Source organism: Billgrantia desiderata, assembly GCF_900108215.1.
GTDB classification, from domain to species: Bacteria; Pseudomonadota; Gammaproteobacteria; order Pseudomonadales; family Halomonadaceae; genus Halomonas; species Halomonas desiderata.
Map to the genome: position 1 here is coordinate 74,141 of NZ_FNVC01000004.1, position 19,989 is coordinate 94,129.

At 64.5% G+C, this 19,989-nt stretch carries 16 protein-coding genes; 7 read left to right on the top strand and 9 right to left on the bottom strand.

Translation table 11 applies throughout. The features are described 5' to 3' along the window. Nucleotide 1 precedes the first annotated feature (1 nt). Nucleotides 2-1,030, bottom strand: a complete 1,029-nt coding sequence (tdh, locus tag C4S71_RS05640) for an L-threonine 3-dehydrogenase (RefSeq protein ID WP_086508170.1) — start codon at nucleotides 1,028-1,030, stop codon at nucleotides 2-4. Between the two features lie 228 nt (nucleotides 1,031-1,258). Here tdh and C4S71_RS05645 point away from each other — a divergent pair, with 228 nt between their 5' ends. Genes C4S71_RS05645 through C4S71_RS05655 form a run of 3 tightly spaced genes read left to right on the top strand, consistent with a single transcriptional unit; the run spans nucleotide 1,259 to nucleotide 3,825 of the window. Then, on the top strand, nucleotides 1,259-1,843 hold the full coding sequence (locus tag C4S71_RS05645; protein ID WP_234240582.1) for a helix-turn-helix domain-containing protein: 585 nt from the start codon (nucleotides 1,259-1,261) through the stop codon (nucleotides 1,841-1,843). Nucleotides 1,844-1,892: 49 nt separating this feature from the next. Continuing rightward, complete coding sequence (locus C4S71_RS05650; protein WP_086508172.1) at nucleotides 1,893-2,669, top strand: trimeric intracellular cation channel family protein; 777 nt, start codon at nucleotides 1,893-1,895, stop codon at nucleotides 2,667-2,669. Between the two features lie 43 nt (nucleotides 2,670-2,712). Then, nucleotides 2,713-3,825, top strand: a complete 1,113-nt coding sequence (locus C4S71_RS05655; protein ID WP_103968487.1) for a DUF3541 domain-containing protein — start codon at nucleotides 2,713-2,715, stop codon at nucleotides 3,823-3,825. On the opposite strand, the gene C4S71_RS05660 is transcribed toward C4S71_RS05655, so the two are convergent. Genes C4S71_RS05660 through C4S71_RS05675 form a run of 4 tightly spaced genes read right to left on the bottom strand, consistent with a single transcriptional unit; the run spans nucleotide 3,811 to nucleotide 9,047 of the window. Continuing rightward, nucleotides 3,811-4,611, bottom strand: coding sequence for a PEP-CTERM/exosortase system-associated acyltransferase (locus C4S71_RS05660; RefSeq protein ID WP_160113358.1), 801 nt, complete (start codon nucleotides 4,609-4,611; stop codon nucleotides 3,811-3,813). The genes C4S71_RS05655 and C4S71_RS05660 overlap by 15 nt on opposite strands. Next, nucleotides 4,592-7,429, bottom strand: a complete 2,838-nt coding sequence (locus tag C4S71_RS05665) for a bifunctional diguanylate cyclase/phosphodiesterase (protein WP_103968488.1) — start codon at nucleotides 7,427-7,429, stop codon at nucleotides 4,592-4,594. The genes C4S71_RS05660 and C4S71_RS05665 overlap by 20 nt, the downstream gene beginning before the upstream one ends. A gap of 36 nt (nucleotides 7,430-7,465) precedes the next feature. Further along, nucleotides 7,466-8,665 (bottom strand): hypothetical protein, encoded by a 1,200-nt coding sequence (locus C4S71_RS05670; protein ID WP_200825235.1) that lies wholly within the window; start codon nucleotides 8,663-8,665, stop codon nucleotides 7,466-7,468. Continuing rightward, nucleotides 8,634-9,047, bottom strand: coding sequence for a hypothetical protein (locus C4S71_RS05675; RefSeq protein ID WP_103968591.1), 414 nt, complete (start codon nucleotides 9,045-9,047; stop codon nucleotides 8,634-8,636). The genes C4S71_RS05670 and C4S71_RS05675 overlap by 32 nt, the downstream gene beginning before the upstream one ends. Nucleotides 9,048-9,558: 511 nt before the next feature. Here C4S71_RS05675 and C4S71_RS05680 point away from each other — a divergent pair. Further along, the gene (locus C4S71_RS05680; RefSeq protein ID WP_103968490.1) at nucleotides 9,559-10,278 is read left to right on the top strand and encodes a DUF3581 domain-containing protein; all 720 of its coding nucleotides are present in this window, start codon (nucleotides 9,559-9,561) and stop codon (nucleotides 10,276-10,278) included. Nucleotides 10,279-10,317: 39 nt separating this feature from the next. Here the strand turns inward: C4S71_RS05680 and C4S71_RS05685 are convergent, their stop codons facing one another. Together C4S71_RS05685 and C4S71_RS05690 are read right to left on the bottom strand one after the other, a co-directional pair. Continuing rightward, a complete protein-coding gene (locus tag C4S71_RS05685) occupies nucleotides 10,318-11,205 on the bottom strand; it encodes a universal stress protein (protein WP_160113359.1) in 888 nt (295 codons plus the stop codon). A 67-nt stretch (nucleotides 11,206-11,272) separates the two neighbouring features. Further along, a complete protein-coding gene (locus C4S71_RS05690) occupies nucleotides 11,273-12,334 on the bottom strand; it encodes an acyltransferase family protein (protein ID WP_103968492.1) in 1,062 nt (353 codons plus the stop codon). Nucleotides 12,335-12,474: 140 nt separating this feature from the next. Here C4S71_RS05690 and C4S71_RS05695 point away from each other — a divergent pair, with 140 nt between their 5' ends. Next, entirely contained in the window at nucleotides 12,475-13,392 is a 918-nt protein-coding gene (locus tag C4S71_RS05695; protein ID WP_103968493.1) for an alpha/beta hydrolase, read from the top strand. Nucleotides 13,393-13,491: 99 nt separating this feature from the next. Next, nucleotides 13,492-14,724 carry a DUF3422 domain-containing protein gene (locus C4S71_RS05700; protein ID WP_103968494.1) on the top strand — a complete coding sequence of 411 codons (1,233 nt, stop codon included), beginning with the start codon at nucleotides 13,492-13,494 and terminating at the stop codon, nucleotides 14,722-14,724. Nucleotides 14,725-14,731: 7 nt separating this feature from the next. Here the strand turns inward: C4S71_RS05700 and C4S71_RS05705 are convergent, their stop codons facing one another. After that, nucleotides 14,732-15,892: an MFS transporter gene (locus tag C4S71_RS05705; protein WP_086508182.1), complete on the bottom strand. Its 1,161-nt coding sequence runs from the start codon at nucleotides 15,890-15,892 to the stop codon at nucleotides 14,732-14,734. A 107-nt stretch (nucleotides 15,893-15,999) separates the two neighbouring features. Between C4S71_RS05705 and C4S71_RS05710 the strand changes: the two genes are divergently transcribed. After that, nucleotides 16,000-16,329: an antibiotic biosynthesis monooxygenase family protein gene (locus tag C4S71_RS05710; protein ID WP_086508183.1), complete on the top strand. Its 330-nt coding sequence runs from the start codon at nucleotides 16,000-16,002 to the stop codon at nucleotides 16,327-16,329. 36 nt (nucleotides 16,330-16,365) lie between these two features. Here C4S71_RS05710 and C4S71_RS05715 read toward each other — a convergent pair whose 3' ends face one another. Then, the gene (locus tag C4S71_RS05715; RefSeq protein ID WP_235014210.1) at nucleotides 16,366-19,962 is read right to left on the bottom strand and encodes a S41 family peptidase; all 3,597 of its coding nucleotides are present in this window, start codon (nucleotides 19,960-19,962) and stop codon (nucleotides 16,366-16,368) included. Nucleotides 19,963-19,989: the final 27 nt, after the last annotated feature.

Genomic DNA, 19,989 nt, shown 5'->3' on the forward strand with positions numbered 1-19,989 from the left:
GTCATGACTCCCAGTTGAGAACGACCTTGCTCGCTTCACCGCTCAGCATGGCATCGAAACCTTGCTGAAACTCTGTGTAGGGCAGGCGATGGGTGATCACTGGCGAAATGTCGAGGCCGGAGTCGATCATCACCGACATCTTGTACCAGGTCTCGTACATCTCGCGGCCGTAGATGCCCTTGAGCGTGAGCATGTTGAAGATCACCGTGTTCCAGTCGATGGCCATCTCCTCGGTGGGAATGCCGAGCATGGCCACCTTGCCACCGTGGCACATGTTGGCCAGCATGTCGCGGAAGGCGGCGGGACTGCCGGACATCTCCAGGCCAACGTCGAAGCCTTCGGTGAGCCCCAGTTCGCGCTGAACGTCGGGGAGCGTCTCGTGGCGCACGTCCACGGTGCGGGTGGCGCCCAGGCGCTGGGCCAGTTCGAGCCGCCCAGGGTTGAGGTCGGTGACCACCACGTGGCGCGCGCCGGCATGGCGACACACCGCCGCGGCCATGGCGCCGATCGGCCCGGCGCCGGTGATCAGCACGTCCTCGCCGAGCAGGTCGTACTGCAGTGCGGTGTGCACGGCGTTGCCCAGCGGATCGAAGATGGCGGCCACGTCGAGGTCGATGCCCGGCTTGTGCTCCCACACGTTGGACATCGGCAGCGCCACGTACTCGGCAAAGGCCCCCGGTCGGTTGACCCCCACCCCGCTGGTATGGGCGCACAGGTGGCGGCGCCCGGCCAGGCAGTTGCGGCAGCGCCCGCACACCACATGACCCTCGCCAGAGACGATCTGCCCCGGGTGGAAATCGTTGACGTTGGAGCCGACCTCGACGATCTCGCCGACGAACTCATGGCCCACCACCATGGGTACCGGGATGGTCTTCTGCGCCCAACTGTCCCACTTGTAGATGTGCACGTCGGTGCCGCAGATGGCAGTGCGCTTCACCTTGATCAGCACGTCGTTGATGCCGACCTGTGGGTCCGGCACCTCTTCCAGCCAGAGGCCGGGTGATGCCTCTTTCTTGATCAGTGCTTTCATGTGGCTACCTTCCTGACTTGTGGTTGGAGGGTTCAGGCGGTTGAGGAGCGATAGGTGCTGGCAATTCCCTGTATGAGGTTTAGTATGAGGGAATGAATTCCAGTATTGCAGAATAAGTCCATCTTGCAAGATTTTTTTCCTTCATAGTGGAAATGGCGCAAGGCCCGCTACCCTAGGCCGGTCCATTTCCATGAAGGGAAACCTCTTTGGGTATAGGGGAAAAGTGAAGTGAGTGACACCACGATGGCAGACGAAGGGCAAACGGAGGCGGGAAGCCTGCCGAGCCGGGTCATCGAGCTGCGCAAGAAACGCGGGCTCACCCTGGAGCAGCTGGCAGCGGCCTCCGGCGTCAGTCGCTCCATGCTCAGCCAGATCGAGCGCGGCAAGGCCAACCCGACGCTGGCGGTGACGCTGCGTATCGCCCAGGCCTTCGGCATGAACATCGGCGATCTGGTCGACCAGCCGTGGACGGCGTCGCGCATCGAGGTGGTGCGCGGCGACGATGCCAGCCAGCTGTTCCGCGACGACCGGGATTGCCGCATCCGCACCCTCTCGCCGCTGCACATGGAGAAGAACGTGGAGTTCTACGAGGTGCGCCTGGCCCCCGGCGCGCGCCTGCTGAGTGCGGCTCACTTCGAGGGCACGCGCGAGCTGCTGACCGTCACCCAGGGGCAGGCGCGAGTCGTGGCAGGGGAAAATCGCTGTGAGCTGAGCCCTGGCGACTCGGCGCATTACCATGCCGACCTGGAGCACGTCATCGAGAACTGCGGTGAAACGGAGCTGGTGAGTTTTCTCGTCGTGACCTATCAGTGAAAGCGCAGTAGTCTGCCCAGCATTGCCATCTGCATTGCAGGAGAACGACTTGACGGCTCTGGTGTACTGGCTGGACATGGCGGGCGTGGTGGTCTTCGCCCTGTCGGGGGTCATTCTCGCCTGCCGCTCGCGCATGGACCCCTTCGGCATGCTGGTGCTGGCAGCGGTCACCGGCATCGGCGGCGGCACCTTGCGCGATCTGGTGCTGGGCGTACGGCCGGTGTTCTGGGTCGCCGACCCCACCTATCTGTGGGTGATACTCGCTACCGTCGGCCTCTCCATCGTCGGTTTTCATTACATCCACCGCCTCTCACGCAGCTTCCTGCCGATTGCCGATGCCTTCGGCCTGGCGCTGTTCACGGTGATCGGTGCGCACAAGGCGTTGCAGCTCGAGGCGCCCGGCGTGGTGGCGGTGTTGATGGGGCTGTTGACGGGGGTGGCCGGTGGCATGGTGCGCGACGTGCTGGCACGCCGTGTACCCATGGTATTGCGCCAGGAGGTGTATGCCACGGCCTCCATTGCCGGTGGCATCACCTACGTGGGGCTGGGAGCGCTGGGCGTGCCGGTCGGCGTTGCCATCGGCCTGGCGCTGGCAGTGACCCTGGGGTTGCGCCTGGCGGCCATCCACTGGCAGCTCACGCTGCCGGTTTTCGCCTGGGTCGTGATCCGTCCGCCGCAAGAGGCTCAAGCATCGGCTGACCCGGGCGCCGAGCAAGGGGTACCCCAAGGTGGGCCGCCGGCACAGCTCAAGCCCCGCACCAAGGTCAGGGTGCGCATGATCTCACCCAGTCAGCAGCGCAGACAGCGAGACAAAGAGAGTGACTGAATCGAGACCAAGGCGAGCTCCAGAGGCAGCGTCACGTCTGCTCATGGGCTGGCTCACCGTGCTGCTGGCGGCGTGGCTGGCGGGCTGTGCCATCGAGCCCCTGCATGATGGACCGGCGCGCGATGAACAGGCTACCGCGCAGGCGCTCCGGGCCATCTATGAAGACGCCCTGCCGGCCATGCCCCTCGACAAGCAACGCCATTATGCCCAGCGGCTCTACCGCATCAGCGGTGATGCGCGCTATCTCGAGCCCCTCGAGGCGCATGGGCGCCTGCTCTTGAAGCAGCTCGGACGCGACATTGCCGGCCTCGAGACGCCCGGCTTCGCGGCGACTCGTACTCGGGAGGTGATGGCGAACTACCCGCAGCGTACCGCCAGACAGCGCGCCCGTGGGGCCATGCTGGCCCAATGGGGCGAGATCGCCTTCGGCCGGCAGCTGCTCTTTCGCCTGATTCAGGCGGACTACTACGGTCTGCTGGACACATTACCCGAGCATGAACGTGCGCTCGACTACCTGGCCAGCCTGGAATGGCAGCGCTTTCTGACCGACCCGGAGGTGATGAGAATCTATGCCGCCCAGGTGGCGAATCAGGCTCATTTCCTTCATCAGCTCGGCATCGTCGATCTGCGGGACGACATGGAAGCGGCGTTCCAGTCCGTCTATCCGGCCGATGCCGTATCGGCCTTGAGCGAGCGTGACTACCGTAACCGGCTCTACGGCATGACGCACATGGTGATCGCCGACAGCCGCTACTATCAGCGTAGGGTATCGGCCGAGCAGCATGCCTGGATCCTTGCAGCCTTCCGCACCGAGATCGAACGCATTCTGGACGAGGCCACGGAGGACATCATGGCCGAAGTCGCGCTCAGCTTTCTGCTGGCTGGCCTGGAAAGCGACCCGACGGTAGCGCGGATACGCCGCCACCTGATGCAGGCCGTGGACCCTCGCTCGGGCATCATCCCATCGCCGGACGGCGATACCGACCTGGAGCGTGGCGAGCACCGCAACGTGCTGGCGATCATGGTGCTCGGCTGGCCGGGGCAGCTGTATGCCGGCCCCGACCTGTCACGAAGGCTCCACCAGCCCCGTGAGGTTCCGGCCGGCCAAGGCATGAGGCAACGTAAATCGCACGTCGCAGTGCTAGAGAACGTTTAGTTCATTCGTCAGCTGCGGGGCAATAGACTCCTTGATATGCCAATAGAGTGGTTGCAGCGGTGCTTGAAGGTCCCTTTCTGCATCACGCTGGTCGATATAGTAGGCCGCCCTAGGCCCGCAGTAGTCGATCACGTCTCCGACCTGGCGGAACTGCAGCCCGGAGATTTTCAGCAGTCTAGCGAAACGAGGCTCCATCATGGCAAAGACCTGATAACGACCGACCAGGCCGACTACGGCTGTGGCAGCCAGGAACAGGCTAAGGGTCACCAGCGGTGAGGGTGGGGGCAACCGGTTCTTTTCCAGCAGTTGAAGGTCCTGCTCACGCAGCCCGAGAGCACAGTCACGCGAACGGCGAAAATCGGGATGCACGGCAAGTCGCGAGACCTCGCATAGGCAGGAGCGCTCGAACTTACTCGGGTGAAGTAGTGGATCGGTCAAGCCGTGGGCACAGCTTTCTTCCAGCGGCAGTAGCCGTTTATCCGCCGGGTCGCTGCTCGCCAGTACTACTCTCAGGCAGCCCGCATCCCTTTTGCTGGTGGTGTGGTGAAGCAGACAGAGAATGGCATGCCGGTCATGCGCGTCCTTTTCGAAGGGGATATCGGCATTTTCGCCCAAACGATAGTTGAGCTCCTCACGGAAGACCTTGTGGCGAAGCGCATAGGCTCGGTAGCGATCGACCTTGGTACGGGCGATGACGAAGCGATATTGCTCGATGAAATCTCGGACTTGGTCATCCAGGGCAGCTTCCGTTCCAGCAGAGTATGAATCACGACGTGGTGTCTCCATGTGATACTCCTGGGATGGCATCTGACAACAAGGCGGGTCGGCCAAGGTGATAACCCTGCCCGTACTCAATACCGTAGGATGACAGGAGTGGAATCAATGCCTCCTGATCGACGAATTCGGCGATGGCTTTCTTGCCGAAGCCAGTGGCGATATCGGCAATGGCCTTGACGATGACCTGACTCTCCGTATTGGTCAGCAGGGTGCGAATGAAGGCGCCGTCGATCTTGATGAAATCGACGGGCAGCTCGCCGAGATAGTGGAAACTGCTGAAGCCGACACCGAAGTCGTCCAGGGCCGTGCGACAGCCAAGGTCGCGCAGGGCCTGAAGAACGCCGCGTGCGCTGGAAAAATCGGTGACGGCAGCGGTCTCGGTGATCTCCAGAATCAAGTAATGGGGGTCTGCACCGCTGGCAGCCAGCTCCTCGACGAGAAACTGCTTGAGCCCTTCGTCGTGCAAGGACTGGCCCGACAGGTTGACGGAAAGACTGATGCCCTGCGCCTGCACGCGGCTCAAAGCGCGCAGACTGTGGCGTAGCACCCAGCGGTCGATCTGTACGACCTGACCGCTGCGCTCGGCCACGGGAATGAAATAGGCCGGTGAGATGAGAGCGCCCTTGGGGCCCAGCATGCGCAGCAGCACCTCGTAGTGCCGGACATCGCCGTCACTCAGGCGCATGATCGGCTGCACCATGAGCTCGAAGCCTTCCTCGTCGATGGCCTGACGAATGCGCTCCACCCAGTAGACGCGCTCCTGCAACTCGTCCTTGGCGCGCTCCAGCGTCGAGAGCAGGTGCCAGCGCTGGGCGCTGCTCTCCTTGGCCTTGTACATGGCCAGGTCGGCGTTGGCCATCAAGTCGGCGGGATTGTCGCCGTGGATCGGGAACAGCGCGATACCGAGGCTGGCCGTGGCCCGGTGGCGCTGGCCGCCGGCATCCAGGCCGGTGCCGTCCAGCAGCGGCGTGATCTGCTTGGCGATGCTGATGGCTTTGCGGGTATCGGCGCCCTCCAGCAGCAGCGCGAACTCATCGCCACCCAACCGCGCAATGATGCCGCAATGGCCGAACTCCTGGAACAGGGTATCGGCCACCATGCGCAGCAGTCGGTCGCCGGTGTGATGGCCGCTGAGTTCGTTGACGTCCTTGAAGTGGTCGATGTCGAGCAGCAGCACCGCCCCGTTACGCCCGCGCTGCGTGACCGCGCCCAGCGCCTCCTGGAAGTAACGTCGGTTGTAGAGTTCCGTCAACGGGTCGCGCTCGGCCAGCCAGGTGAGGCGCGCCTCGGCCAGCTTGCGTTCGGTGATGTCGAGCCCGACCGAGATACGTGCCGCGCGGTCATCGCCGCGCGTTGCCAGCGGCGCGTGATACCAGGCGATGGTGCGCTGACGCCCATCCGCCGTCACCAGGCTGCGCTCCTCCTGAGATGTCACTTCGTCAGTGCCAGTGCTTGGGCGGGGGGTGAAGACATCGTCGAAGCGGCGGCCCAGGAGTCGCTCCTCCTGCATCGACAGGGTGGAAAGCGCATAGTCATTGACGAGGGTGATGCGATCCTGGTCGTCCTGGGTCACGATGAAGACCCGCGCCGTATCCAGCAGGCTGCCGACGAAATCGCGCTCACGGGCCAGCTCCTCGACCCGTTCGGCCAACTGCTGGCCGCGTGCCGTGACTTCGTGTTCCAGCGCCTCCAACTGGTCGGAGAGGGCCAGCGTCGTGCCTTCCAGAACATCGATCTCATCTTCGAGGCGTTGGTTCGGTGGCGGAATCGCGCTGCGGGCTTCGGCGAAGCCGCCGTGAGCCAGCGCGGGGAGCACCCCCGCCAATCGGCGCAGTCTGGCCATGGGCTGCAGCAGAATCGCCAGCAGCAGCAGCTCGGCCGCCAGCCAGCCACCGATGCCTACCAGCAGCAGGCTACGCGTGTTTTCCTGAATGGCGCGTATCTGATGGGTGATATCGGCGGCCAGAAGAAAGAAGCCGCTACTGCGACGAGCCTCATCGGCCTCCATGCGCACGGCGGACAGCTCGTAATCGCGGCCCCGATATTGCAGGCGCAGCGGCGTCTCGAGAATGTCGCTGAGCATGCCTGTCTGCGAGGCCTGGCGAAGCAGCGGAAGATAGTGCTCCGGGCGGGTCATGGCCACTAAGTGGCCGTTCCAGTTCGTCAGGTGACGGTCGGGCATGGCCTCCACCTCGCGCCCCCCGGTGATCAGCAGGGCGACATCGCTGCCGGATACCTGCTGGGCCTGGCGGGTCACGTCGGCCAGGGAGCGAGACAGTATCACCATGCCGACGCTTTCGCCGCCAACCAGAATGGGCACCGCCGCATACTGGCGACAGTCGTTGGCACAGCGAAGCGCCGAAAGTGGAAACTCGGTTTCCATCACCTGGCGTACCCAGTCCTGAACGGGGCGCTCCTTGTCGGCCTGTCCCTCCCCCCAATCGGCCAATTGGCGGCCCTGGGCGTCGAACACCAGTATCTCGTCGATGCCGGCTTCGAGTTGCAGCGTGGGCCACTGGGACGTCAGGGAGTTTATCAGCGCTTCCTGGTCGTTTCCGTCCAGGGCCGGCCCCAGGTCAGGGGAGGCTGCCGTCAGGGCAGCGATCTGCTGCAGGCTCACCTCGGAGCGCTGCAGGGCCAGCTGTATCTCACGGACTTCCCGGTCGTTGCTTTCCCTGCGGCTCTCCTCGAACTGGCGGGTCAGGTTGGCATGGCCGAGCCAGGTGAATAGTCCCGCCAGCACCAGCAGCAGCAGACTGCTCAGCGCCAGCACTCGCCAGGTCAGGCTGAGACGGGGCCGTCGTGCTTGGGAATCGGAGCGGCTCATGCGGACAATCCCTGACCGGTTCGGTGATCGGAGGCTTCAGAAGCGCAGCGAGAGCTGGAATAGCAGCATGTTCCAGCGCTGGCGAGTGTCAGTCGGGTCTGGCTCGTCGCGCAAGGGCAGCCAACCGGTGCCATTGACATGGTGATATTCAGCGGCGAGCAGCACTCGGGGATTGACACGCCACTGTAAGCCGACGGTGATGTCATCGGCGAAGCGTGTATGAGCCGGGCCTCGTCCCTGGGCTTCAAAGGACCGTCCCGAGCGGTCGTTGCGGTCGCTGACCAGGCTGTCGTAACGCACCAGCCATTGCCAGTCATCAAGGAAGCGACGTGTATACTGCACGTACCAACTCTCTCCCGTGACGTCTGAGCTGGGCAGTGGGCCAGTGTCTGTGGTCGAAACCGAGCGCAGAGCGAACTCACCCGTCAGAGCCCAGTGTTCCTTGTCGTATTGAAGCGAGAGAATCCAGGGTTGGAAGTTGAGTTGTCCCTCGTTCGGGCCCAGTTCGAGGTCCAGGTTCACGTCAGCCGCACTGATGGCGGCCGTGAAGTTGCCCCCCGAGTGTTCATAACGAATCTGTCCGATCGACGAGGTGCTGCCGCTGACGTTCACGCCGAGTTGAGCCGGGTATAGCTGACTGTCCAGGTCGCGGGTTGTCGGTACTCCCACACCGGCGATGAAGCGCAGCGTACCATGGGGCAGTCGTTCTTCGGCGTAGACGCTGACTCCATCGGCGGAGAGACCGAGCGAGCGGGTACGGTCGAAGTAAATGGATTGGGGTAACAGTATGCTCGGGCGGGTAAAGGCGACGTCCCGGGTCTGATTGTAGAAGCCGAAAGGGTTCTTGAACCGCCCGAGTTGGATGCCCAGGGTTCGCTGCTGGTTGGAGAAGGGTTGGTAGTCGATGACGCCGTAGTCGAGCGCCGGCCTGGCGTCGCTGCCATCGCCGCCGGCTCGACGGCTGAGCACCTGTGCCGCTAGCAGTACGTCGTGCCTTGGCCGGATCGAAGCATTGGCGCCTATCTCGGTGTACTTGAGGCTGCCGCCACTACTGCTGCTGGGGCCGAAGAAGTCATTATGGTCGGAGACGACGTACGCCTGACTCAGGAACCCGTGCAGCTGCAAGGTATCCATGATGCCCTCTGCCGCCGCGGCCGGTGCCCAGCCCAGGGCCAGCATCAGCAGCAGCGAGCGCGAGCGACGGCTACTCCATGGTAACGACTTGGACTCGATCATCCAGATACTCCCTTTCCAGATACCCAAGGGCGCCAGGCGTGGTGGCGACGCGTTCCAGCATCTCGATCTGATTGTCGACCTGACTGGGTGCCTGCCCTGTACCCGAGAAGACCATACGGTCCCAGGCCAGCTGAAGCTGATGCGGATATACCGTGAGCCGCTCCTTGGCGAAGCGGGCATGAACGGGATGGTTGTTGGGCAGTACGAAGACGCGAACGGCTTGCCCATCCGGCCAGCTGCGCTGCCGCATGGCAAAGATGGCTCGAGTGGTGTCGCGGGTCAGGGCGGTGTTGGCCACCTGAGGGTGGGCGATGAGCACGACCTGACGCTCCTCGGCATGGACCGACGGAGGAAGAAGTGCCACCAGCAGTGGCAAAAGCATCAAACGGATCACCCCGGCCACGCGCCACCTTCCCGAAGGTTGGGCAGATGCGGCGTGGCGAGTGCGAACGGCTGCGACACGATGCCGTCAGACAAGACGACTCTCATGCCTGGCCCATTGGCAGCGGCGGAAAGCCAGGACTTCATGAGCGTATCGATAATGATATCCCCCGATCCCCCTTGCCGAGCTCCACCCCTCTTCCCGGCAAGTCATGCTCCCTGATGATTATGTATCGTACTTTAGCCTCTGGGTGTCGTTGCACAATATAGGCATTTCACCGCCGTGACGAGACCGCCACGGGCCATGGCAGTCATGATGCCACCGACATCTTCTCTGCACAGTAACATAGATTCAACGGGTTATGTGCGGCCGGGCGAAGCGCAGCGCAGCCACGGTCAGCCGACAAGCGCTCTTGCTGTGCCCTGCCCGGCCTGAAGGGGCCTCGTCGAGGAAAAAGTATGGCATCATCGCTATCTTGAGGCATTCCAACCAAGGACAGGCCAGAACTCTCATGTTTCTCGATCCTTACCATACCCAGACGGGCTCACGCGTGCGCATCTCTGCCCAGCAGGCAAGTGACTTTGCCAAGCGCATTGCCGGCGACTTCAACCCGATACACGATGCCGATGCCCGGCGTTTCTGCGTTCCCGGAGATCTACTCTTTGCCCTGGTTCTGAGTCGTTTCGGCCTCTCGCAGCGGATGGATTTCCATTTTCGCAGCATGGTGGGTGACGGCACGCCGCTGAGTCTCGAGGAGAGCGACTCGGGCCAGGTGGAGGTCAAGGACGATGAGGGCAAGCAGTACCTGGAGGTCGGGCGCTCCGGCGCCGAGAACCACGATGCTGCCGCCGTCGAGGCCTTCACGCGCTGCTACGTGGCCTTTTCCGGGAAGAACTTTCCCCACGTGCTCAAGCCACTGCTCGAAGAGCAGGGCGTGATGTTCAATCCCAAGCGACCGCTGGTGATCTACGACAGCATGGGCTTCTCGCTCGAGCGCACCGACCTGACCGGCCCGACCCTGGAGCTGGTCGACTCCCGCCTGGAGGTCAACGGCAAGCGCGGCGACGTGAAGCTCGAGTTTCGCATCACCGACCGCGGAGAGGTCGTGGGCAGCGGATCGAAGAAGCTGGTCGTCAGCGGGCTCAGCGAGTACGACCCGGCGGCCATGGAGGCCATCGTCGCCGAGTTCTACCGGCTCAAGGCTGCCTACGAGAGCGCGCAGGAGGCCTGAAGGAAGTATCGAGGGCACTGAGCGCTGCACCATGCAGCGCTATACCATGACGGTTACCGGGCAGTGGGCCAGGTCGATTACGCGATGGCTCACGCTGCCGACCAGTTTTTCATGCAGAGCGCCCAGCCCACGGCGGCCCATGACGATGACGGGATTGCCGGGAAGGCCGTGGGCGAAGTCGGTGATCGCTACCGCATAGTCCTCACCCACCAGCATGCGAGTGGCGATGCCGGCCGGGACTTCCCCGAGGTGCTGGCGTGCCTGCTCGAAGATCTGCTCGGACTCGCCGCGCTCCTCCGAGGTGGGCTGTGGCGTGTCTGCCGGACGGCAGTACAGCAGTTCCACCGAGGCCCCGGCACGTCGCGCCAGCTCTCCGGCCAAGGCGGCAGCGCGGTTGCTGTGTCGGGAACCATCGATCGGCAGCAGCACGCTGTCCATGCGCTCGCCGCTTGCGGTGGCTTCGGGGTGAACGATGGTGATCGGACAGTCCACCTTGTGCACTACCTCGTTGCTTACGCTGCCCTCCATGAACTTGGCGAAATCGCTGAGGTGGCGCGCTCCGATCACCAGCAGACAGCCCGGCTGGCTACGAGCGTGCTCGATGATGGTACGGGCGGGGTGGCGCACGAAGCCCTTCTCTTCCAGGGTCACTTCCTTCAGCGAAGGTTGGAGGGCCTCGTGCACGAGCCTTTTGGCATGCGTGAAGGCCGCCTGTGCGGCTTCCAGTCGCTGGGAGCGGTCGCGATCCGTCTCGGCGAGGCGGTTGGCCGGCACGTCGCTGAGCTCGGCTGGGTTGAGGGGCATGACATGTACCAACTGCAGCCGTGCCTGCAGCAGTTCGGCGAGCAGTGCGGCATGTCGCGTGGCGGCATCTGCTGCAGGCGAGCCGTCTACCGGTACGATCACGAGTGAAAGAGGCTCACGCATGCGAATTCCCCCGAAGTTCAGTGAGTAAAATGGCTGAACGGCCCATTGACCCTCGCCTTGGCTTAGCCTAGCGCACTTGAGGGGCGGTCGTCTGCTGCTCGGTCGGCACATGCAGGGTCTTGCCGAACAGCATGCCGCCCCAGGGAAACTCGTTGGCAATCCGGCTCAAGGCGATCGAACCGGCCATGCCGACCACGATCAGCAGCAGGGCATAGACGGGTAAGGACAGCGCGACGAACTCACCGGCGAAATCGACGATGGCGAAGAACATGGGATGCGCCAGGTAGATGCCGAAAGAGTAGCGGTTGACGGCTTTCACCATGGGCGTGGCGTGCAGATTGCGCAGACGGGTCACGGCGAACAGCGTGAACAGAATGAAGAGCGGTACCACCCAGGTTTCCTTGGAGGAGTACTCCAGCCAGCCCGGCAGCGTGAGCAGGACGATGACGGCAACGTAGGCCAGCAGCAGCTCCGGTCGCGACAGCCACTTGAGCCAGGGCACTTCTCTCAGATGCTCGGGAGCGAGCTGCGGGTAGTACTTCACCACCAGCATGGCCAGGAAGAACAGGTAGACCCAGCCGAGCGGTGCGATCCACAGCAGGTAGCCCGGCGGTTCGATGCCGAGCCAGCGGGTCAGCCCCCAGTAGGCGATGCCGATGGCGCTACCGATCAGCAGCCAGGGGCCAGGCGGCAGCCAGCGTTCGAGGGCGTAGCGGCAGTAGAGCCAGTAAAAGGCATAGAACTGCATGGCAATGATCAGGAAATAGCCGTGCCAGCCGGCGAAGACGAGGTATTCGGTCAGGTTTTCGACCAGGCCGATCGGTTCCCCCTGACGATGCAGGTTGAGGTACTTCGTCATCGAATAGATCAGGCCGTAGACGAAGTAGGGCACCATCACGTACTGCAGGCGCTTGAGCAGAAAGCCGGAGGGGGGCTGGTTGCCGTAGCGCATCGAGAACAGAAAGATCGAGATGAAGATGAAGATGGGCGTGCCGAGCACGGTCGGGATGCGGGCCAGATCGACATAGACGTTGTCGACATGCTGATTCAGCCGATCGAGAAAGTGAAAGCCGAAGACCGCCAGGCAGCCATAGAAGCGCAGCCAGTAGATTTCTTCGATCCGCTTCATGAATCTCTTGCCTTCCTTGGTCTAGAAAACCCGTGCGAGGAACATCGGCCGTCGACTCAATGTCGGACCATGTCGAGACGGAAAGATTCCATTATCACGCTAGCGAACGTTCGCGCTGCGGCACAAGGAGCAGGAGTGCCATGACGATCAGACATACCCTTGCCGCTCTGCTGGGCCTGGCTCTGCTCTGGATGGGCAAGCTGCAGGCCGGCGAGGTCACCTACCATCGTTTCGCTTCGGAGGTTCTGGGGCGCGACTACCCCTACGCCCTCTACCTGCCGGAAGGCTATCACGAGAGCGAGCAGGCCTACCCCGTCCTGTATCTGTTGCATGGCTCCTTCGGCAGCGAGCGAGACTGGGTCGAGAGCGGTGGTCTCAGGCAGACCGCCGACCGCCTGATTCGCGAAGGGCGTATGCCGCCCATGGTCATCGTCATGCCCGGCAGCGAGAGCTGGTGGATCGACGGCCACAACGAAGCGGCCCGCACGGCCTTTCTCGACGAGCTCATGCCCTACATCGAACAGGCCTGGCGCGTCGTACCGCAGCGTGAGTGGCGCGCCATCGCCGGGCTTTCCGCCGGTGGCTACGGCACCCTCAACTTCATCCTCGAACGTCCCGAGCTGTTCGCCGCGGCCGCGGCGCTGAGCCCGGCGAGCTATCACCCGCTGCCGCCTCGGCGTTCCACAGCGTGGCGGCACCCGGCCTTTCTCGATGCGGCGGGACGGTTCGACGAAGCACTCTGGCAGCGCAGCAACTACACCGCCTACCTGACCGACTACCTGGAGCGGGAGGAGGTCGTGCCGCTCTACCTGAGTGCCGGACATCGCGACCCCTACAACGCCGAGCATCACGCCCGAGTCGTGCGTCAGGCATTGCTCCCGTACCAGCCCGAGCTGGTGACCATGGAAGTACTCAACGGCGGACATACCTGGCGCGTTTGGCGTGCCAGCCTGCCCAATGCCCTGACCTGGGTGGGGCGCTTCCTGCAAGGGCCGGTGTCGCTCGAGACGCTGGCCGAAAGCCGCGTGGCGGAGGAGAAGGTCGCTGAGGCTCCTTGAGCCCTCCCAAGTGAGGGTGGGTGAGGGCCGAAAGCGGGGTTGGCGAAGCGCCCTGCAGACTTTAGTCTCAAGGCTCGCTCCCTTTCAGGCTCTCCTTCAATGCATCCACAGCGCCAACACCTTCACAACGAGCTGCACGCCCGCCCGTCGATCTACTTCGCGGAACCGGCTCATGTCCACCATTACGCCTTCCTCGCCGACGCCGAGGAGCACGCCGGCCTGCTGGCGAGCCTGAGCGAGACCACCGGCCTTGCCTTCGATACCGAGCGGGTTCAGCAGATCGTCACCCTGGATGAGGCGGTGCTGAAGTGGGAGCGGCACACCGAGTTCTCCACCCTCACCCTGATGGTGCCGAAGGTGCCTGATGGCGAGCCCTGGCCGGCGCCGCCGGCCTGGCTGGCGCAGGTCGTGGATGCCTGCAGCGCGACCCTGATCAATGCCACCCTGGTATTGGCGGAAGGCAACGATACCTGGCGGGGCAGCGCCGAGGCCTACGGTTTCGCCGACCCGGCCGGTTCGCAGGTGGGTGGCGGCGATGCCACGGTGTGGGGCGACTTTCGCCTGGATGACAATGGCGTCAATCGCCTGCTGTTGCTCAATGCGGCCCTCAACGCCTTTCGCCTGGGGCGCATGGTGCGCCGCCTGCTGGAAATCGAGACCTATCGCATGATGGCCTCGCTCTCGCTGCCCCTGGCCAAGGAGCTGGCGCTGGAGCTGCAGGCCTACGAGGTGGAGCTGGGCGAGCTTTCCGACCGTAATGCCGAGCAGGCGGAGGCCAACCCGCGCCCGCTGCTGACGGCGCTGTCGCAGCTCTCGGCCCGGCTGGAGCGCAGCGGCAGCCGTTCGCGCCAGCGCTTCAGCGCCACCGAAGCCTATGCGCGTATCGTCTTTTCCCGCATCGAGGAACTGCGAGAGGCGAGGGTCGGCGACTGCCCGCGCCTCGGCACCTTCATCCTGCGCCGGTTTCGGCCGACGGTGCATTACTGCGCGGCCATCCATCAGCGCCAGCAGCGCCTGGCCGAGAGCGCTGCCCGCCTGAACGACCTGCTGCGGACCCGTGCCCAGGTCGAGATCGAAGAGCAGAACACCAGCATTCTCAACAGCCTGAACGAACGGGCCAGTATCCAGCTCAAGATCCAGAAGGCGGTGGAGGGGCTCTCGATCATCGTCATCAGCTATTACATCTTCAGCCTGTTCAAGCTGGGTCTCGAGAGCCTCAAGGGGCTCGGCGTCGAGGTGCAGCCGTACCTGGCGGCGGCCGTGCTCACTCCGCTGGGCGGGTTGATCATCGGGTTGCTGGCGTGGCGGATCTGGCGGGTCAAGCGCCACTGAGACGGTGTCAGTGTCCGCTGCGCCTGACACGCGCACGCAGTACGACGAGGCCCAGGCTCAGCAGGCCGACCAGGGCGGCCAGCAGCAAGGGGAAGGCGCCGGTACCGGCCCGCTCCAGCAGCGGGCCGGTCAGCGAGGGCAGGGTCATGCCGCCGGTACCGCTGGCCAGGAAGATCCAGCCGGTGGTACGCCCGTTGAGGGTCATCAGTTGATGGCTCAACCCGAACAGGATGGGAAAGATGGCCGAGCAGGCCAGGCCGAACAGCAGCGCCACCAGCGGTAGCGGCAGCCACAGGAAGTGCAGCGCCAGTGCACTGAACAGGCCCAGCGCCAGGCAGCCGCGCAACACCTTCCACGGCGACAGCCGCCGCACCAGCGGGATTGCCAGCAGTCGACCGGCCGACAGGGTCAGCCAGAACAGCGTCACCATCAACGCCGCATCGCCCGCTGCCAGGCCGTTGAGCATGCCGTAGGCGGTGATCCACCCGGCAAAGGTGATCTCCAGGCCCACGTAGAGGCCGAACATCGCCAGAAAGATCGCCAGCCGCACGCCGTCGTCGGGTGGTGGGGCGGGGCGGTCGCTTGCCGTGTCGTCCGGTGGGCGCGGGCTCGCACGGCGCAGTAGCGGCACGCAGAGCGCTACCGCATAGAGCGCGACGAACCAGAAGGCCCAGGCGAAGGAGAGCTGCAGGTAGAGCACCGCCACCACCACCAGGGGGGCGAGCATGTTGCCCAGGCCGAAGCAGAAGTGCAGGGCGCTTACCCAAGGGGGCGAGGCCGTGCCGTGATTCCACAGCAGCAGGGTGTTGGCGCCGGCATTGACCGAGACCTCGGCCATGCCCAGCAGGAACATTACGGCCGTGAGCAGCATCAGGGCCGGGGAGAACGGCACGGCGAACAGGCCTGCCGCCATCAGCAGCAGCATGGCCACCAGCACGCGGTGGCCGTCGAAGCGGTCGATCAGCGCGCCGGAGAGCACCGAGCCCAGCATGGTGCCAAGGGCGCGGGCAGTGAACAGGATACCGATCTGTCCCATGCTCGACCCCGTCATCTCGGCCAGGTGCGGCAGCGCCGGCCCCAGCAGGCCGGCACACATGCCGATGGCGATGAAGGTGACGAAATAGGACAGCGTGATCCGAACCTGGGGGGAGGTCGGCAAGATGTACATGAGAACTCCGCTGAATGGCCTTCCCTGGGCGAGGCAGATCGAGTCGCCTCGTTCACTCACGAGCGGTCGAGTATAGTCGGGTTGTGAAACCCAGGGAGAAGAATTGCATGAGCAGCTTGCCAGCCAACACTCCGTCGCCACCCTACTATGCCGTGATCTTCACTTCCATTCGCACCGAGGGAGACAACGGTTACGGCATGATGGCCGAGCGTATGGTCGAACTGGCCGCCCAGCAGCCGGGCTTTCTGGGCATCGAGTCGGCGCGGGACGAGCTCGGCGTGACCGTTTCCTACTGGCAGGATCTGGAATCGATCCAGCGCTGGAAGCAGCAGGTCGAACATCGCGAAGCCCAGCGGCTCGGGCGCAGCGAGTGGTACGCCGCCTACAAGGTGCGTATTGCCAGAGTGGAGAGGGAGTATTCTTTCGGCGATTCATAGCGGACCGCCCCGGCGCCCTGGGCGCCGGGGCGGTCGCTACTCCTCTCCGTCGATGCGCTCGAGCAGGTCGGCCACGGCTTGTTCGAGCTGCCGGTCGCGTCCGGCCACTTCGTCCTGGGGCGTCTGCTCCACCAGCAGGTCCGGCATGGCGCCGTTGTGCTCCATGTCGGTACCGTCGGGCAGGTACCAGCCGCGGAAGGGGCGCCGTACGGTGGCGCCGTCGATCAGCGTATGGCTGTTGGTGGAGATCACCCCGCCGTAGGTCTGCTGCCCCACCAGCCTACCGCGGCCCAGCGTGGTGAAGGCGTGGGCCAGGATCTCGGCATTGGAGTAGCTCTTCTCGTTGGCCAGCATGTTGATCGGCAGCGTATAGCGCGGGGCGTCCAGGCGGTCCTGAGGATAGTGGCCGGTCGCGTCGCGGTCGGCCCCGGCCGGAATGGTGTAGGCGTGCTCGCCGGCCATGATCGAGGTGAGGATGCGGTCGGTGGTGTGTCCGCCACCATTGTTGCGCACATCGATGATCAGGCCGTCCTTGCCCTCTGCCGCGGCATAGAGGTCGCCCTGGAAACCCTCCAGCGAGGTCTGATTCATGGCCTGAATGTGCAGGTAGCCGAGCCGCCCGTCGGAGAGCTCCTCGACGTGGCGCCGGCTCTCCTCGCGGAAGGCGTCGTACTTGAGCCGGGCCAGCTCCGTCAGTCCTATCGTCTGCAGCATGGTGCGATACTCGGTGTAGCCGTCTGCATTCGGACGGTCGAAGGTGACGATGACCTCCTGATCCACCTGTCCGCGCAGGCGCTCCAGCAGTGTCTCGTTCTCTTCGATGGGCCTCAGGCCGATCTCGGTGATGACATCGCCCGGTGCCAGGGGCATGGGGCCGCGGCTGGCCGGTCCTTCGGGAATCACCTCGGTGACGCGAAAGCCGATGCGGCCGTCCTGCTGCGAGACGATTCTCTCGTGCTCGATGCCCAGCCGACCCGAGGGCTCGCGCAGCGCCGATACCGGCCCCGGATTGGAGACGCCCATGTGCGACGCCGCCAACTCGCCCATCAGCCGGTTGGTGATGTCGCTGAACTCGCTCGGCGTGCGCGCACGCCGAATCAGCGCGGCGTAGTCCGCCACCACCTCGGGCCAGTCCAGACCCTTCAGGTCGGTGCGATAGAAGTTCTCGCCGATGACGCGAGCGGCCTCGTGGAATTTCTGCAGCGACTGCTGGCGCAGGTCGATGCGCAGCCGGTCGGAGATGTCCAGGTAGCGGGGAGAGCCGCTGCCGGAGAGGTTGGCCACGCCGACCCGGCCGTTGACGATGTAGACCACCTGCTCGCCGGTGATGTTGAGATGCTGAACGTTGGCCTGCGGTCCGATGCGAGTGCGCTGGCTGCCGTCCCAGTTCATGGCCACCAGCCCTTCGCCGCCGGCGTTGAAGACGTAGCGGTCGCCGCCCGGGGTCATCTCGTTGGCGGTCTGATGCGCCGGCGTGGCCGTCACTCGCTCGATGCGACGCCAGGCGTCGTCCAGCTCGAGCACAGGGGCGTCCTGTGCCGCCTCCTCGGTGTCGCGGTCGTCCGTCACCGGCAGCGGTGAAAGCGCCTGCGCTGCCTCGCGGGCGCTGCGGTAGTAGCTGGTGAGCTCACGCGGGGTGTAGGTCTCGATGTCGCGATCCAGGTAGACACGGTAGAGGTCGTAGTTCTCGCCGGAGCGATTGGAGATGAAGGTCAGCTTGCGGCTGTCCGCCGACCAGCGCGGATTCAGGTCGTTGCGCGGGTGACGGGTGATGTTGACCGGCTCCGCCGAGCCATCCGCCGGCACCACGAAGATGTTGGCGCTGAAGTCGAGATCGTTCTGCGAGTAGGCGATATAGCGGCTGTCGGGCGACCAGCGCCACTGCATGAAGCTGTCCCAACCCTCGACCAAGGCGCGCTCCTCGCCGCTCTCCAGGTCGAGAATCACCAGGTCGCCGCGCCCACGGCGGAAGGCCAGGGAGCGTCCGTCGGGAGAAGGTGAGACGTCGCGGTCGTTGGTTTCCTCGGCCACCACTGGGCTCACATCGAACTGAATGGCGTCGTGCCAGCGGGTCGGGTCGCGATCCGTCGGCAGATCGTCGGGCAGCTCCTCCTCCAGTTCCTCCTCGGGGATGCTCTCCACTTCCACGGCAGGCTCCTGGGGCGGGGGCGGCACGTCGGTGGGATCGCCCGGCTGGGGAATCAGCACCGGGTCCAGAATGAAGCCGGGGTCCTGCGGGGCGAAGGGGTCTTCGGGCTCCTCACCGCGCAGTGCCAGATCGGGGTCGTAGTCGTTCTCCTGCTCAGGCTCGTCGGGCAGGTCGGGGTCAGCACCGGGGCCTTCCGAAGCCAGCGAGACGTTGTGGTCGCCGTCCCAGTGGCGTACCGATGGGCGCCCTCTCGCTTGCTGTCGCTCATGGCTGCGGCGCACTTCGTCCCGGGTCAGCGTCACCTGCGCCCGATAGATCGACTCGGTGCCGTCGTCGTCGTTGACGAAGTAGAGATCGAGGCCGTCGGGGGACCAGGCGAGACTGTGATGGCGAGCGTGGGTGCCGGGAGTGACCAGCAGTGTCGGGCTCTGCTCGTCGACGTGGCGCACGTAGACGCGGCCATAGGCGATGTAGGCCATGGTCTGGCCGTCCGGGCTCAGCGCCGCCTCACTGACGTCGCGGTCGATACGCCGCAGGCTATGGATGTCGCGCCCGTCGTCCGGGGCGCGCAGGGCAATGGGCTCGGGCTCGGCGTCGGGTTGTTCCAGGTCCAGCCTCAGCAGGGTGTCCCACACCTGCAGCACGGCGGTACTGCCGTCGCGGGAGACGTCGAAGTATTCCAGGTCACGGTCGTCGAATTGCGTGAGCCTCTCGATGGTGCGCTCGGCATCCAGCTCCATGCGATAGAGGTTGACGGTCTGGTCTTCGCGGTCGGACATGAACAGCAGCGTGTTCTCGTCGACCCAGCGCGCCATGCCGTCGTCGCCGTCACGCTCGGTCAGCGGTTCGAAATCGTCGCTGCCGAGCTCATGAAGCCAGATGTTCATGGCATCGGGGCCGCGATAGTGGCGACGGTTCCAGTCGTGGTAGGCCCCGCCCCGGGTGAACACGACACGCTGGCCATCCGGGGAGAGCTGCGGTTCGGAGCCGAAGGCGTCGTGCAGCCTGGTATATTCGCCCCCCTCCGGAGAGAGCCGGTAGGGGCGCTGGTCGCGGTATACGTCGGCCTCGAGCATGCCCGAGAAGGTGATCACCAGCTCGCCGCTCTCGTCGAGGCCGATGCTGGGGTTGCGCAGGTGCTGGTCGCCATAAGTGAGCTGCGCGAGCTGGCTGCCGTCGCGATTCATGCGCCACAGGTTGAGGTAGCCGTCGCGCATCGACGCGAACACGACCCACTCGCCGTCAGGGCTCCAACTGGAATGCAGGTCGTCGTAGTTGTGGCGCGTCAGGCGCACCGCCGTGCCGCCGTCCGTCGAGGCGCGCCACAGATCGCCGCGCCAGCTGAAGAGAAGCTCGGAGCCGTCGGGGCTGACGGAGGGGAAGCGTGGCAGGCCGACCTGCCCCGACTGAGCCTGAGCGGCGGCCGATAAGCTTGCCAGCAAACCACTGATGAGCGTCAACAGAGAGGCGCGACGCACCCTCATGTACAGGGGCGTCCGAAGGGCGCGGAG

Excerpts from the sequence above, each read along its gene's own strand:
- C4S71_RS05705 (WP_086508182.1), bottom strand. The coding sequence starts at position 15,892 with ATGTACATCTTGCCGACCTCCCCCCAGGTTCGGATCACGCTGTCCTAT.
- C4S71_RS05655 (WP_103968487.1), top strand. The coding sequence starts at position 2,713 with ATGGGCTGGCTCACCGTGCTGCTGGCGGCGTGGCTGGCGGGCTGTGCC.
- C4S71_RS05670 (WP_200825235.1), bottom strand. The coding sequence starts at position 8,665 with ATGATCGAGTCCAAGTCGTTACCATGGAGTAGCCGTCGCTCGCGCTCG.
- C4S71_RS05685 (WP_160113359.1), bottom strand. The coding sequence starts at position 11,205 with ATGCGTGAGCCTCTTTCACTCGTGATCGTACCGGTAGACGGCTCGCCT.
- C4S71_RS05665 (WP_103968488.1), bottom strand. The coding sequence starts at position 7,429 with ATGAGCCGCTCCGATTCCCAAGCACGACGGCCCCGTCTCAGCCTGACC.
- C4S71_RS05660 (WP_160113358.1), bottom strand. The coding sequence starts at position 4,611 with ATGGAGACACCACGTCGTGATTCATACTCTGCTGGAACGGAAGCTGCC.
- C4S71_RS05680 (WP_103968490.1), top strand. The coding sequence starts at position 9,559 with ATGTTTCTCGATCCTTACCATACCCAGACGGGCTCACGCGTGCGCATC.
- C4S71_RS05710 (WP_086508183.1), top strand. The coding sequence starts at position 16,000 with ATGAGCAGCTTGCCAGCCAACACTCCGTCGCCACCCTACTATGCCGTG.
- C4S71_RS05695 (WP_103968493.1), top strand. The coding sequence starts at position 12,475 with ATGACGATCAGACATACCCTTGCCGCTCTGCTGGGCCTGGCTCTGCTC.
- C4S71_RS05675 (WP_103968591.1), bottom strand. The coding sequence starts at position 9,047 with ATGCTTTTGCCACTGCTGGTGGCACTTCTTCCTCCGTCGGTCCATGCC.
- C4S71_RS05690 (WP_103968492.1), bottom strand. The coding sequence starts at position 12,334 with ATGAAGCGGATCGAAGAAATCTACTGGCTGCGCTTCTATGGCTGCCTG.
- tdh (WP_086508170.1), bottom strand. The coding sequence starts at position 1,030 with ATGAAAGCACTGATCAAGAAAGAGGCATCACCCGGCCTCTGGCTGGAA.
- C4S71_RS05715 (WP_235014210.1), bottom strand. The coding sequence starts at position 19,962 with ATGAGGGTGCGTCGCGCCTCTCTGTTGACGCTCATCAGTGGTTTGCTG.
- C4S71_RS05700 (WP_103968494.1), top strand. The coding sequence starts at position 13,492 with ATGCATCCACAGCGCCAACACCTTCACAACGAGCTGCACGCCCGCCCG.